We start from the raw sequence: 12,959 nt of genomic DNA, 5'->3' as shown, positions 1-12,959 counted from the left end.
GATGCGGTTCAGCGGCGGCATAGCGAGCGCAGCTGTCCGCTGGAGCCGCGTGCTGGGCGGGTTGGTGTTGAATCGTAAGCGCTGCATGAGGCGCCGTCGACCCCAACGCCGGTCGGCCGGTGCAGGATGGGGGCGATGGAACCGGCTCGGTCAGCTCGTCGCGCGCTGCTCCTCCGCGGGAAGCGGAGGAGGCACGGTGATCGGCCCGAGGGGAACCTTCAGCTCGTCGACGACGAGCCGGGCGCGGGTGCGCGCCCAGTACCTGGGGGCGAGTTCGAGGTAGCGCTCGCGCGACCAGTAGGGCATCACACGGATGACGTCGGCCAGGTAGGCCTCGGGGTCGAGGCCGTGAAGCTTACAGCTCGCCACCAGCGAGAAGAGGTTGGCCGCGGCAGAGGCGTGGTCGTCGCTGCCGAAGAAGAGCCAGGACTTTCTCGCGACGGCAATGGATCGCAGAGCTCGCTCGCTGGCGTTGTTCTCCAAGCGCAGGCGGCCGTCGTCGAGGAAACGCCGCAAGGGCTGCTCCTGGTTGAGGGCGTAGCCGAGCGCGGTGGAGACGAGGCCGCGCTCGCGGGGACGTGCGTGCTCGGCCCTCGCCCAGGCAAAGAACGCGTCGACCAGCGGGCGGACGACGGTGTCACGGCGCACCTTGCGCTGCGCGGGCGCAAGATCCGCGAGCTTGCGATCGGCGGCAAAGAGGGCGTTGATACGGCGCAGCCCCTCGACACCGAGCTCGTGCTTGCAGACCGCCGCCTCCCAGAAGTTGGTACGGCAGTGCGACCAGCATCCGACTTCGGTCGGAGGCGGACCGCGCTGCTCGTTGGCAGCAGCGCCCCTCGGGGGTGTGCCGCGAAAGAGGGCGTCATAGATGGCGTGGGCGTCTGCCTGAATATACCGCGAGAAGCCGCGGAACATCTCGCAGACCGCAGCGCTGGTATGCTTGGGCTGGTATTCGAAGAAGACGTGATCCTTGTCCGCGAGGACGACGAAGAAGTGACCTTTGCGGCACGGTCCGGGCTTCTTGTCCTTGCGCTCCTGGATGGATCCAGGCTGTATAGAGACCCCAGTGGCGTCGGTGGAGAGGCAGAAGGCGGTCTCGAATGCCTCGTTCCGCGCCGCTTGGACGATGGCGCCCAAGGTCGCGCCCGCGTCTTCGGCGTAACGGCACATCGTGCCGCGATCGAGCGGCGCCCCCTGAAGCTCCAGCTGCTGTTCCAGTCGATAGAACGGGACACCGAGCAGGTACTTGCTGGTGAGGATGTGCGCGATGATCGACGGTGCGAGAAACGACCGTCGGAACAGCTCCTTGGGAAGCGGCGTCGTGATGAAGGCGGTGCACGTCTCGCCCATCGGCGCCGGCTGCGGCGTGTCCAGAGTTGTGGAGGAAGCGCTCAGCTTGCCGGCCGCCGCCCTGTTCTCCGCGCTGACGCTCGCATCGGGCGTCGGCGTCTGGACTTCCTTCGCGACGACCTGCAATGGGGCGGTTTCCACTTCCCCAGAGCTGCCCACGTCCGTGACGGACCTCTCGACCTTGTACACGACACGTGCGAGCACGATGCGGCGCATTCCGCCGCGCTCGTAGCCGAGTCGCGAGGTCTCCTCGACGCCGATGCGCGTCGCCGTCGCATCGAGCTCGGGGCAGGAGAGCTCAATGCGGACGACGGGCAGGTCCGACTCGGACAGGTCGCGACGGCCCTTGCCGCCGGACCTTCGTTTCGGCCCCTTGGGGTCGTCGTGCTGCCGCTCTTCGCCGCTGTTGCGCTCGGCAGCGTCGAGCGCTTTCTCGAGACGCTGAACCTCGAGGAACATCGAGTCGAACGCGAGCTGCTCCGCGCTCACCTCGGCGCGCTCCGCCTTTGCCACGAACAGTCGATGTCGCAGAAGCTGGAGCTGCTCGAGCGCACGGGTGTAGGCGCGCCGAAGCTGCGCGAGTGCATCGCGCGCTCCCACGAGCTCGCTCTTTGCCGCGGCGAGCTCTGCTTCGAGCTGCGCGATGCGCTGCTGCTCGGGCGTCGGCCTCGACGTGTCGGCGGCGTCGTGCACGACGCCGCTCTACGAAAGTCGGGCGTCGTTGTCGAGCGGATTCGTGCGGCTCAGTGAACGCGGCGCGGTGCGCGCTTTCGCGGTTTGGACGTGGGCGCGATCTCGATGCCGTCGAGCAGCGTCTCGAGCGTGGCGTCGTCCACCTCGACGTGGGTCGCCCCCTCGGCTGGCGGGTCGGGAAGCGCGAACATGCCGCGATCGAGGCGCTTTGAAAACAGGCAGAGTCCGCTGCCGTCGAAGAAGAGAATCTTGATGGTGGTCCGCCGCTTGCCGATGAACGCGAACAGCGCCCCGCAGCGCGCCTCGTACCCCACGCGCTCACGAATGAGACCCGAAAGCCGCTCGAAGCCGTAACGCATGTCCACCGGCTCCAGCGCCACGAACACCTGCACGCCCGCCGGGATCATCGCGCCGCCCCGCCAAGGGCGCGGACCACCTCCGCCAGCAGCGTGGGGTCGAATCCCGCGGCGACTCGCACGCGCACGCCGCCGACCTCGACGACAAGCTCCGGAGCGCTGCTCGTCACGGCGGGCGCCTTCGGCACCAGACGCAGAAAGCGCGGGGGCTCGGCCCGCGACAGTCGACTCGACCAGCCGTGCAGCGTCGAGGCCGCAAAGCCGCGGCTCCGCGCAAACGCCTCCGCTGTTTCACCGCTGTCGCGCCACGCCTGAACGCGCTCGGCCCACATCGCTTCTGTCGTTCTCGTACTTGTCATGCACACCATCATGAACTGGAGCGCGCGTCCTGGGTGAGACGGCGCTTCACGCAGCGCTTACGTTGAATCGTGTGGTCTCATGGGCGTCCGGTTAGCGGAACGGGCGATTCCGCCAATAAAATCGACCGGTTGACCGTGGCCATCCGGGGACGATCGACATGACGATCGCGGGCTGCGTTCGTGACGCCATGGCGAAGCCCATCGACAAGCCCACGTCGGCGCCGCGCGCGGTGCCGGTCCCGTTCCTCGCGAAGTACCACGAACTGTTCGACGCCGACGACCTGTGGGCGGTGGCGCGGCAAATGGGAGCGGTCACGCGTGAGCGGAAGGTCGATGTAAGCGCCTTGGTGGAGGCTTCCGTCTTAGCGATGTCGGACCTGCCCGGCACGCAGACGACGATTTTTGCCAACTACCTCCAGCTGACCGGCCAGGAGCTGGCGCCATCGGCCTTCTCGGCCTTCTACGATCGGTTCACCGTACGACTTGGGCCTCACCCGCGGGGCGCGGTGCCGAGCGGAGCGAGGCTCCGCGCACCGTCGGGTGCAGGCCTTTGTTCGGCGGCCCGCGCCTTCGCCACCGTTACCGCTCTTGCGCCCCACTTCGATCTACGCAGACTCACAAGAATTGCAGGTCGAGCGCTTGCACTTTTGCGTCTCGATCACCGATGCTCAGGTTCCATCGCGCCTCCATAAACTCGAGCATAGCAATCCCTCGCCTAAGGATGCATTGCGGCGTCCAGTCCTCACCCTGGGACACATCAATTTCGGAGTAGCACCCGTACGCATACCCCTTGGTCCCAGACGTCCCAGCTTTCTTCTCGGGGAAAGGTCGATTCCCCAGAGCAGAGTTCTTCGCCGCGGAGAGCGGCAGAAGATTTCCCAGCGAATTCCGCAGAATGCCTCGCTGCCTCGCCGAAAGACGCGCAAATCGCGACTTCCAATACGAATTTGTCGCGTGCTGCGGGTAGATATGCTCAACCGTGCGAAAGTCCTGCCGGTAATCCTCGCGACGGAATTCATCCCAGTTCAGTTTGTCGCGCGTCGCTCGTGCCCTCGCCTTCAGGTGCTGCTCGTACTCGAACAAGAAATATCGCAATTGATTCCAATGATAGTAGCCCCAGCGTCGTGCCTGCTCGGCAAAGTGCATCTGAAGATTAGCGTTCCCCAGGACGGACTCCAGGTGGGAGGTCATTCTTTGCGTTACATCCGCCAGCGAGAGGACACGCGTCTTCAACCGCAGCGCCAGAGCGAGCGTGTCCAAGTCGGTCACATCAGGAGTGTAGACATCGAGAGCATCCACGAAGCGAAAGCGCTCGAGAACTTCGAGAAAATTCGAGAATTCAGGACGATGCAGCGAGTCGCAACAAACCTCAGCCGCGACGACCGTCAGCGGCAGCAATTCGCCCCAGCCAAGGCGGTTCATCCTCGTGAGCCAGATTCGCTCCGAGTCGGTAAACAGACCGTCCTGCGGATTGTATGCCTCATAGTACAGCTGCACCGCTCTCTTTAGATCATGCGCATAGTCATATAGATATCTCACAGAGAGACGGGACACGACGGAGCTTTCTACTAGAGAATCAATGTTCGCGGACGTGAATAGCTCATCAAGAAGATAGTCCTTGTATGAGTCGTCGCGGGTGTAGCGCCTGATTTGGTAGACGTCCTCATCCTCGTCCTCGTCCTCGTCCTCGCCCTCGTCTTCGTTCTCCGAGTCGCGAGTCAGTTGCGGGCCGACGTACAGGGTAAAATGCAGACGAAGAAAGTCGTCGTCGCTCAGGGGATTATGCTTATTGCGCCCCAGATAGTGATACGCCGTCTTCCATGCCTCGTTGATCACAGAACGAATCTTGTCACGCTCGGCCTCATCCGTATGAAGCCGAGTCGACAGATAGATCAATCGGTTCTTAAGGAGCTCAAGATGGGAAAGCGGCTTCCCCCTATTGTTCATCGTCTCGAATGCCACAAATACATCAATCTCCTTGGAGATTGTATAGATGTTATAAAGAAAGCGCTGTGTCAGCTTCGTAAACACGTCCTCGATCTCGCCGACGGACATGCTCTTAATCTGGTCAACCATGAAACCTTTCGCCGCGAGGAGGTTGCTGGTATAGATCGTCTCCTCGTCAAGCGAGTGATTGTCAGAGGCCTCCAAGAAGATGCGCGTCTTAAGAAACTCGTAACTCGGATTATCTCGCTCGTATCCGAATACATACGACCGTGAGACACCCTTGTCCTTGGATTCGAAGATGAATTTGCGTCTAATATCTTCGGTACTTGAATAATTGAGCTCACCAGAGGGTCCGATGCGTTCCGTGATGGCCTGAAGAAGAATGAGTGAAGTTGTAAGCCGCTGCTGGCCATCCACTACGTAATACGGTCGAAAACGCTTGGACTGGATGATCCAGAGGTCATCTGTCCAACGACGGTAGGTATCGGACTCTACATCCTCAAGCGTGAGCACCCCCGTGTAGTGATCGCGACCAGGTGCCAGCAGTATAAGATCCGTCCAAAAATCTTTGAGTTGCCTGTCCGTCCACGCGTATCCGCGCTGATAGTCAGGAATTCGGAACAGGTTTTCAGTGAACAGCTTCGAGAGTGAGAAGAGTTCCGTGTGCATATCATCCCCTTCTGGGATCTCGGTACGCGGTCTTCAGCGTAGCGGAAAGCCTTATGGTGCGGTCCACGTTGAACACGCAGTTGCGGCTGAATTTCAACGCGACGCATCACATCATGTTCGATCGGCCTACTCCGGTCTGCCGAACGTAGCGGGAGTTCAGCTGTGGCGCGAAGCGCCATCATCTGCAACTCCTTGTTGGGCAGGTGCAGACTCCACGGGCGGCCTCAACTTCGCTAGGTCCAGCCCCCATCGACGTTCCGCGCTCGCGATCGTCTTCAACAGTCCAACGTACGGATTCGCGGGGAACGCTTCCCGATCGTCGTTCACAACGCCCAGAGGCACTACATCACCGCCCAGCTTCTCGAGAAGAAACTTCATCTCGGCAGACACCGCATCGCTCGTCGCCTGCTGCCATACGCGTGCGAGCAGGTCGAGGAAGACCGTGCCTCGCGGTGTTATTTGGTAGGCTGCCGATCCTAAGGGCGCCGTAACTAGACCTGCCCCCGCCAGCAGCATGAACTTCTCTCGAATCGGTGCAGCACTGACGCCAAGATTGCGAGCCACCATGGAAAAATTCGTCGGTTCGCCTTTGACCGCTTCGCACAGGACAGCCAAGTTCAGACCCGGGATGCCGCTGGCCTTGAGAAAGAACGCGACGTCGTCGGCGCTGAGATTTCCGAGAACAACATTTAGGAGGATATCCTCCACGATCTGCGACTCCAGTACCCGCGCGACCGCCCCTCGCTCAAGCTCACTGTCTGCGTCAAAGTCAGATGGGATCCAGAGCACCTTCAACTTGAAAAGGTCCTGAGCTCGTCCACTCCGACGGTAGTCATGAATAACCTCCTCCAGTGCAAGTCGATGCCGTACTTGATCACTCGCAACATACAGCCAGATGTCAGCCTCACCGTCAGTGACCATGGTTCGAATGTCCTTCTCTAAGCCATCGGAGTGCTTCCACAGGACCTGGCCGACGAGAGGACGCTTCCAGTCACGTTCGAGCATGCATGCAAGATCGAACCGCCTACGGTCCGATTCGGTGCAGCCATAGAGGCGCAGGTGCGCAAACCGTTTCAGGACAGCGACTGTCTCGGTCTTCAAGAACGCGTGCTCAGGAGCTTCTGCCATGGCGCGTTCCAGTCACACTCTACCTAACGTCGCAACCAGCGAGGGAAAATGCCAGGAGCAGCCACCAGCCTCGCCTGGCGATACCTCTTCCCCTCCTCTCGCCCTTGCACCGATCCAGCGACTGGCCGACGGGTCCTCTACCACCTGCACGAATCGGCAGCGCAAAGGGCCGTGCACGATGCCGGACGCGGACCGCCACCTCAGCGTGGAGCGCCTTGAGCTCCGCCCCCACCCCGTCCTGTCGCCTCCATGCATCGTGGAAAGGTAGCGTACCTGACAGTTGCCCCGCCTTGTCAAGGAGACCAACGCGTTATCGTGCGGGCTCCACACCGGACGACGACGCTCGAAATCGCCGCAGTGCTTGCGCTCCAAAGGCCGACGGTGGCCACGCGGACCCCCTCGCCGGCCGCCGCGTCGCCCGCGGGGGTGCCGGGAGCGCCGCGGTGCTCGCGCCGCGCGCTTCTCCCCGGAGCGGCCGGGGCGCGGCACGCCGCCGCGAGACTACACCACGGGGCTCGCGTCGAACCTGGAGCACCGGCCCTCCGGGCCTCCGCGCTCTTCACCGAACGCGGCGAGCTCCTTCAAGGCCGCCGGATCGGCGCCGGACACGAAGAGCGACATCACGACGTCGAGCCGGAGGTCCGCGCCGTCCGCGTGGACCGCGACGGCGGCGAGCGCCGCAGGCGGGCCCCTGTCGCACGGGCATGACACCCGGCGTCGCGCCTGCGTGACAGCGTCACGACGCCGTTCCACGTTGCTCGCTCCTGATGGGCTGAAATCCGGGCGATCCGCGCCGTGCGCGCGCAGGTACGGCCAATGCACTGCTCGGAATGCGCAGGGGACCTCAACAGAAATGGAGGCGAGTATGTTGAACGATAGGCGCGTTCCGGGTGTTTTCGTCGCAGCTACGCTGCTCGCGGCAGGCTGCGCGGTCGAGGCGGGCGATGCGGGGCAGGTCTCGGAGGAGGCGTCCGCGAGCCAGGCCTCGCACGGTTTCGGGCGGGAAACGCCCCAGGAGAGCGCCGGCAACCAGCCCGCTCGGGCCATCGAGAGGATAGAGAGCAAGGTGCTGAATCGATTCGTGGTGCCGCGCGTCGGGACGGTATCGCTGATCGACGAGGATCCGAGCAGCGCGGCGCCCCAGATCGGCGTCCTGGTCGTCTCTTCGCCCGAGGACGACAAGCTCATGCCGCTCGTCCACGAGGACGGGACCGAGATCACGCCGCTCGAGTATTTGCTGAGCGCCGACGCCTCGGCCGACGTCGCGCCGCGGCTCTTCGAACAGCACGCCTCGATCACCGGCGGGACACGGATGCTCTCCGTGGTCTACGACGCGGGGCCGGAGGTGACCGCCGGGAACTGCGCAGCGGCGTCGTGGCAGAGCTATTTCGACAATGAGGCGCTCTCGTTCGGCGGCGTGGACGATTCCGAGCACCTCCCGAACATGACCACGTCATTGCCGAGCTGGACGGCGAGCGGCTACCTGGGCAAATACTCGCGCATCGTCGCGGGGGCGTGCTTCGTCAGCCAGGGCGACGGCAACGACGACCTGACGGTGAAGATGGAAAGGCGCGTCGGCGGAAGCTGGCAGACCGTGAGTGGAACGCAAGTCACGCTCAATACGACGATCAACGGCGGCAAGGATCGCTATCTTTACCTGAGCGGCTCGTATTGTTATGATCACGAACGCCGCATCACCGTCGCGGGGCGTCCCCCGGGTGGCATCTACCCGCCGGACAAGTTCCACCTCTCGGGCGCGTGGGGAGGACAGGCGAACGGCTGCTGGATCGAGTCGGGCGGCTGACGCGCGCCCGCCCCCGCGCCTTCCGCGCGAAGAACCGCCGCGCGACCCCCTCCAGAGCGCGCCCCCGTGGAGCACTCGGAGGGTCGCGCGGGGGTCCTGGAGCAGGGCGCCAGCGGTCGCTGCGGCCGAAGCACCCGCGTCAGCACAGCTGCAAGGTCACCTCGCCCAGAGCACCGAGAGATCGAGCTCGACGGCGTCGAATGGCTCGACGCGGACCCGGGCGGCGTCGCGGTGGACGACCGCAGGTCCCCAGCGGCGATCCGCGCCGAGCACGTACACCTCCAGCGTCCGCTGGATGGGGTCGACCAGCCACGCGTGCCGCACGCCCTCGCGCGCGTAGATCGGCATCTTCTCGTCGCGGTCGACGTCCTCGGTGGAGGCGCTCAGGACCTCGCAGATCCAGTCCGGGGCGAGCGCGAAGTACGCCGTCTCGGGCAGCTCGGGCATGCGCTCGCGGCGCCAGCCGGCGATGTCCGGCACGAGCGCGTCGATCTCACCTGGGGCGTGCGGGTCGGGGAAGTGCAGTTCGGGCTCGTCCAGGATCCCCCAGCCGCCGGGGCCCCCTCGCCCGCGCTGGAAGGCGCCGTGCAGGTCGGCCCCCAGCGACGACGCGGCGTTCGCATGTCGCGGCGCCGGCCGGGGCATGACGTGGAGCACGCCCCCGATGAGCTCCGCCACCTTGTTCGGCGGGACGGCCTCGAGGTCGGCGTACGTGGCGCGACGCTGCTTCTCGGCGGGCTGACCCATGACGGAAGCCTGCCCGTGGGCAGGCGGCGGGGCAAGGCGGCGAGGAGCAGGGCCAGGGCGGCGCGCCGGCCGGGTCACCGGCGCAGCGCCACGAGCGCGATCGCCAGGGCAAGCCCGAGCGCGTGCACGTGCGGATCCGGCGGCTCGATGCTGGCGACGTAGGAGCACGGGTCGGAGAGGGTCATTTCAACGCCGGCGCTGGGCGACGTCCTCCCGACGATGCCGGGATGGGGAGGGGTGAGGCACGCAGTGACGTTCGGGATGGGCGGGCCGAGGATAACTGCGTCCTGGGGCGGGAGGATCATGCGGCGAAGCTACCACGACGCAGCGCCGTTCCTCACCCTCGACGCGGTCGGAGCGCCCGCGTCAGCGCCGCGATCCCGCGGGAGCGCCACCTGTAAACCGTGCTGACCGGCGCGTCTTGCTGCTCGGCCACGTCCTCGATCGACATCTCGAAGATGTCGTGGGCAATGATCACGTCGCCCTCGTGCACGGGTAGCTGGTGCAGCGCCTCGAGGAAGGCAAGGCGCCGCTCCTCGCGCTCGATGGCCTGATCAGGAGTCGGTGCCTCGTGCTCGGCGTGGGGCGGGGTCGCGACGATCTCCTCGCGTTGCACCCGGGCACTTTCGAGGTGATGGCGGACGCGGTGATAGACCAGCGCCCGTATCCAGACACGAAGCGCTTCTGCGGGCTGCACGTCCGGGTCGGGGCGGTAGCGGTCCTCTTCGCTGGCCTCCCACGCGGCGAGGAGCACGTCCTGCGCGAGGTCTTTGACGTCCTCGCGTGTCGCCCGGCGACCTCGGAGGTAGCGCGCGACGAGAGCGCTGACGACGCCTGCTTGCGCGACAAGCTCGGCAGACGTGAGGCGCCTTGGTGCGAAGCGCCGGTTGTGAACGACGATCGCGAGAAGGAAAACGACGAGCTGAGCGAGGGTAAACGCTACTGCGTCCGTCGCCATACCGCTACCCCCTGAACAGGAACGATTGTGACGTACAGCGCGATCAGCATCGACTGCGCGAGATCCCAAGCAGTGAAGACGCCGAAGCGGTAGGGGCCCGCGAGCATCGACAGCTCGGTGATGATGATCAGGCCTGTCGCGACGTGGTGAACCTTCGCCCGCTCCCTGCCGGCGAACCACAGCAGCAGACAGCCGACGGACGTGCAAAGCGCCGCGAGCTGCAAGGCGACGTAGGCCTTGCCGAGGAGCTCACCTCGGAAGGTGGGGTATCCGGCAGCGAGGCCCGCGACCGCCACGACGTACGCGGCGAGCACTCCCCACGGGCGCCGCCGGCTGAAGATCCACACCGCGAGCGCCGCCACCCCGGCCATCCAGCCGACGAACAAGGCGCTCTCGACGTGCCCGGCGACGCGAACCCAACCCGTGAATGGGGCTCCCCCGAGCTCGGCCCGCGCCGGCTGCAAGACGTAGAGCCGGATGACCCGGCGCACGACGTCGGAGACAACCCCGTACCCGAGGAGCCATGCGATGGGGCGGTGCTCGGGGCGATACCGCGCGACGACCAAGGCCAGGGCCGCCGACAGGACGGCGAGGCCGTACAGCGAGGGGATCACCCCGCCGACGGTACGCGGGGCCTCGTTTCGGGCCAAAAACCGCGCTCCTCCGGTGCAGGAGCACGGGAGGTGTCCGGGGGCGAGCTCGCGCCTCCTACGGCTTCCGGTGGCGCCGGCGCGGTCGCTGGAGGGCTCGGGGGAGCACGGCGGTCCCGAGGCCGATGAAGACGAGGAAGTGCTGGAAGAAGCGGGCGAGGTTCAGCGGGTCGGGCGGCTCGATCGGCATGGCCGGGAGGCTATCAGCGCCGGCCCGTGGACGTCGTCCGCTTTCTTGGCCCGGCGAGTCGACCTGTGGCACGCGCGTGCGCGCGCGAGGAGCCCGTGCAGGATCAAGAGGAAAGTCGCGCCCGATCGCCACACGATCGCCGCGACGTCGCTGCATGACGAGCAGCGCGTGGGAGGCTACCAGGGCTTCCGGCCGGTGGGTGTCGATTTCGTGAGAGAAGATCCGTGGCATCCGTAAGTGGCATCGGCGCGCCACGCGGCGAGCGCCGCCGCGACAGCGACAAGGAGCTGGCCGTCGACTCCTCCTCGCCTCGCTCTGGCGGGCCGCCTCTGGGCCGCTGGCCCGCTTGGTACCCGTCGCGCCACGAGGGTGAGCGTGTGGAGGAATGCATGCTCACGCGGGCTGTTGCCCATCGCACTCCAAGGTGCGCTTGAGCGACAGCCGGACCAATCCGTTCTCTTGCAGCGCGACGCGCTCCTGCGCGATCGGAGGCCGCAGGACGTAGCGCAAGAGCGCCTCCCTCGCCGCGGCGTCGAGCCCGCCGGCGCGTGTCGCCCCATGAGTGCTCGCGCCCTGGCAGACGCTGCGTGTCAGCAGAATATTACAGCCACGGCGGATACTCACCGCCAGACGGCAGCCGGGAAGGCCTTCCGATTTTTTTCTGTAACTCCGGGGCGGGTCCGGCCACATGGGGCTCGTGGCATCGCTCTCGGAGGTCTGGATGGCGGCCCCGGCGCTCGCGGTCCAGGAGGGGGAGGATCCGGTGAGCACGCCGGTGGAGGGGGCGGAGCCCGCCGCGCGGAGGCGCGCGCTGGAGGCGCTGTACGCGGCGCACGCGCGGGCCATCCACCGCTTCCTCTGCGATCTGCTCGGGGACACGGCGGCGGCGGCCGACGCGACGCAGGAGACGTTCGTGCGGGCCATGCACCGGCTGCACACGCTGGAGACGCCAGAGCGGCCCGCGCCGTGGCTGTTCGGCATCGCCCGGCACGTGTCGCTGGAGCACCGGAGGGCGCGGCGGCGGCGGCGGCAGGTGCTCGACGACGGGCCGCTCGACGCCTGGGAGGAGCGCCCGGCCGCGTGCGCGGCGCGGGCGCCGGGGGCGTCGCGCACGCCGGAGGACGAGCTGATGGGGCGCGAGGCGCTCACGGTGCTGGCCGGGGCGCTGGATCAGCTCGGCGAGGACCGGCGCGCGGCGCTCTTGCTCCGGCTGGATCACGGCCTCAGCTACGAGGAGATCGCGCGCCTCATGGAGTGGAGCCTGCCCAAGGTGAAGGTGGAGATCCACCGCGCGCGGCAGGAGCTGCGCGCGGAGCTCGTGCGGTACGACGGAGGTGGGCGATGAGCGGGTGCCGTCCCGAGGCGGTGGAGGCGTACGCGCTCGGCGAGCTTTCGGCGGCGGAGGCGGCCGAGGTGGAGGCGCACCTCGCCGGCTGCAGCGCGTGCGCCGAGGAGCTCGCGTGGGTGCGCCGCGAGCAGGCGCTGTTCGCGGCCCGCGCGGCGGAGATCCCGGAGCCGCCGCCCTTCGAATCCATCCTGATGCGCGTGCTCGACGAGGGGCGCGTGGCGCGCGCCGAGGAGGCCGCGTGCGCGACCGCGCCGGCGGTCGACCACGCAGCAGCCCCGGCGCCAGCGCGCCGGCGCGCGGCGGGGCCCTCGGGGAGGCGGGGCAGCCGAGCGCACGCCATGAGCGCGCCGAGCCCCCTGAAGAGGTGGCTCCCGCGCGCCGCGGCCGCCGTCGCGCTGGCGCTCGGGGCCGCGCTGCTCGGGCTGCCGCGCGACGCCGCGACGCCGCTCGCGCCGGAGCCGCGCGCGGCCGCGCCGAGCATCGCCCCGAGCGCGCCGCCTGCCCCGCCGGAGATCGTCTTCGAGGAAGAGCACGGCGCGGCCTGCGGGGAGGCCTGCGATGACACGCCCGGGGGGCACGACGTCGACGTCGATCCGTCCGAGCACCCCGGCGGTGACTACCCGAGCGCCGGGCAGGCCTGCGACGACGAAATGGCGTGCGCTGATATGTCGTGTGTAACTCCCGAGCCGCAGCGGCCACAGGGGGAGTGAGGCCCGACGAAACGGCGACGCCACAATGGCGACGCGAATCCCGCGCGCCG

General features: G+C 66.7%; 14 protein-coding genes. 3 read left to right on the top strand and 11 right to left on the bottom strand.

Annotated features, from left to right (window positions below; genetic code table 11):
• Positions 1-150: 150 nt before the first annotated feature.
• The 6 genes from tnpC to WME79_RS08705 all read right to left on the bottom strand — a co-directional run bounded on the left by tnpC (position 151) and on the right by WME79_RS08705 (position 7,255).
• On the bottom strand, positions 151-2,043 hold the full coding sequence (gene tnpC / locus WME79_RS08730; protein WP_437528960.1) for an IS66 family transposase: 1,893 nt from the start codon (positions 2,041-2,043) through the stop codon (positions 151-153).
• A 50-nt stretch (positions 2,044-2,093) separates the two neighbouring features.
• Positions 2,094-2,423, bottom strand: coding sequence for an IS66 family insertion sequence element accessory protein TnpB (gene tnpB, locus WME79_RS08725; protein ID WP_437528963.1), 330 nt, complete (start codon positions 2,421-2,423; stop codon positions 2,094-2,096).
• Between the two features lie 23 nt (positions 2,424-2,446).
• Positions 2,447-2,758, bottom strand: a complete 312-nt coding sequence (gene tnpA, locus WME79_RS08720; protein WP_437528966.1) for an IS66 family insertion sequence element accessory protein TnpA — start codon at positions 2,756-2,758, stop codon at positions 2,447-2,449.
• Positions 2,759-3,373: 615 nt separating this feature from the next.
• Positions 3,374-5,374, bottom strand: coding sequence for a DUF262 domain-containing protein (locus tag WME79_RS08715; protein ID WP_437534157.1), 2,001 nt, complete (start codon positions 5,372-5,374; stop codon positions 3,374-3,376).
• A gap of 156 nt (positions 5,375-5,530) precedes the next feature.
• Positions 5,531-6,502 carry a hypothetical protein gene (locus WME79_RS08710; protein WP_437534156.1) on the bottom strand — a complete coding sequence of 324 codons (972 nt, stop codon included), beginning with the start codon at positions 6,500-6,502 and terminating at the stop codon, positions 5,531-5,533.
• Between the two features lie 501 nt (positions 6,503-7,003).
• Entirely contained in the window at positions 7,004-7,255 is a 252-nt protein-coding gene (locus WME79_RS08705; protein WP_437534155.1) for a hypothetical protein, read from the bottom strand.
• A gap of 112 nt (positions 7,256-7,367) precedes the next feature.
• Here WME79_RS08705 and WME79_RS08700 point away from each other — a divergent pair, with 112 nt between their 5' ends.
• Complete coding sequence (locus tag WME79_RS08700; RefSeq protein ID WP_437534154.1) at positions 7,368-8,306, top strand: hypothetical protein; 939 nt, start codon at positions 7,368-7,370, stop codon at positions 8,304-8,306.
• A 156-nt stretch (positions 8,307-8,462) separates the two neighbouring features.
• On the opposite strand, the gene WME79_RS08695 is transcribed toward WME79_RS08700, so the two are convergent.
• The 5 genes from WME79_RS08695 to WME79_RS08675 form a co-directional block, all read right to left on the bottom strand.
• Positions 8,463-9,053 carry a Uma2 family endonuclease gene (locus tag WME79_RS08695; RefSeq protein ID WP_437534153.1) on the bottom strand — a complete coding sequence of 197 codons (591 nt, stop codon included), beginning with the start codon at positions 9,051-9,053 and terminating at the stop codon, positions 8,463-8,465.
• A 74-nt stretch (positions 9,054-9,127) separates the two neighbouring features.
• Positions 9,128-9,358, bottom strand: a complete 231-nt coding sequence (locus WME79_RS08690) for a hypothetical protein (protein WP_437534152.1) — start codon at positions 9,356-9,358, stop codon at positions 9,128-9,130.
• A 32-nt stretch (positions 9,359-9,390) separates the two neighbouring features.
• A complete protein-coding gene (locus tag WME79_RS08685) occupies positions 9,391-10,011 on the bottom strand; it encodes an RNA polymerase sigma factor (protein ID WP_437534151.1) in 621 nt (206 codons plus the stop codon).
• Positions 9,993-10,661 (bottom strand): hypothetical protein, encoded by a 669-nt coding sequence (locus tag WME79_RS08680; RefSeq protein ID WP_437534150.1) that lies wholly within the window; start codon positions 10,659-10,661, stop codon positions 9,993-9,995. The genes WME79_RS08685 and WME79_RS08680 overlap by 19 nt, the downstream gene beginning before the upstream one ends.
• Before the next feature lie 58 nt (positions 10,662-10,719).
• Positions 10,720-10,851 (bottom strand): hypothetical protein, encoded by a 132-nt coding sequence (locus WME79_RS08675; protein ID WP_437534149.1) that lies wholly within the window; start codon positions 10,849-10,851, stop codon positions 10,720-10,722.
• A 688-nt stretch (positions 10,852-11,539) separates the two neighbouring features.
• Here WME79_RS08675 and WME79_RS08670 point away from each other — a divergent pair.
• Positions 11,540-12,196: an RNA polymerase sigma factor gene (locus WME79_RS08670; RefSeq protein ID WP_437534148.1), complete on the top strand. Its 657-nt coding sequence runs from the start codon at positions 11,540-11,542 to the stop codon at positions 12,194-12,196.
• Positions 12,193-12,909, top strand: coding sequence for a zf-HC2 domain-containing protein (locus WME79_RS08665; RefSeq protein WP_437534147.1), 717 nt, complete (start codon positions 12,193-12,195; stop codon positions 12,907-12,909). The genes WME79_RS08670 and WME79_RS08665 overlap by 4 nt, the downstream gene beginning before the upstream one ends.
• The last annotated feature ends 50 nt before the right edge of the window (positions 12,910-12,959 follow it).

The sequence above is a fragment of the Sorangium sp. So ce726 genome, from assembly GCF_051521405.1.
In the GTDB taxonomy this organism is placed as follows: Bacteria; Myxococcota_A; Polyangia; order Polyangiales; family Polyangiaceae; genus Sorangium.
The sequence above is the reverse complement of the archived record's forward strand: the minus strand, read 5'-3'. Positions and strand labels throughout refer to the sequence as shown.

What these genes read in the sequence shown, in the direction of transcription:
- tnpA (WP_437528966.1), bottom strand. Translation starts at nt 2,758, where the DNA reads ATGACAAGTACGAGAACGACAGAAGCGATGTGGGCCGAGCGCGTTCAG.
- WME79_RS08715 (WP_437534157.1), bottom strand. Translation starts at nt 5,374, where the DNA reads ATGCACACGGAACTCTTCTCACTCTCGAAGCTGTTCACTGAAAACCTG.
- WME79_RS08710 (WP_437534156.1), bottom strand. Translation starts at nt 6,502, where the DNA reads ATGGCAGAAGCTCCTGAGCACGCGTTCTTGAAGACCGAGACAGTCGCT.
- WME79_RS08700 (WP_437534154.1), top strand. Translation starts at nt 7,368, where the DNA reads ATGTTGAACGATAGGCGCGTTCCGGGTGTTTTCGTCGCAGCTACGCTG.
- WME79_RS08695 (WP_437534153.1), bottom strand. Translation starts at nt 9,053, where the DNA reads ATGGGTCAGCCCGCCGAGAAGCAGCGTCGCGCCACGTACGCCGACCTC.
- WME79_RS08690 (WP_437534152.1), bottom strand. Translation starts at nt 9,358, where the DNA reads ATGATCCTCCCGCCCCAGGACGCAGTTATCCTCGGCCCGCCCATCCCG.
- WME79_RS08685 (WP_437534151.1), bottom strand. Translation starts at nt 10,011, where the DNA reads ATGGCGACGGACGCAGTAGCGTTTACCCTCGCTCAGCTCGTCGTTTTC.
- WME79_RS08675 (WP_437534149.1), bottom strand. Translation starts at nt 10,851, where the DNA reads ATGCCGATCGAGCCGCCCGACCCGCTGAACCTCGCCCGCTTCTTCCAG.
- WME79_RS08670 (WP_437534148.1), top strand. Translation starts at nt 11,540, where the DNA reads ATGGGGCTCGTGGCATCGCTCTCGGAGGTCTGGATGGCGGCCCCGGCG.
- WME79_RS08665 (WP_437534147.1), top strand. Translation starts at nt 12,193, where the DNA reads ATGAGCGGGTGCCGTCCCGAGGCGGTGGAGGCGTACGCGCTCGGCGAG.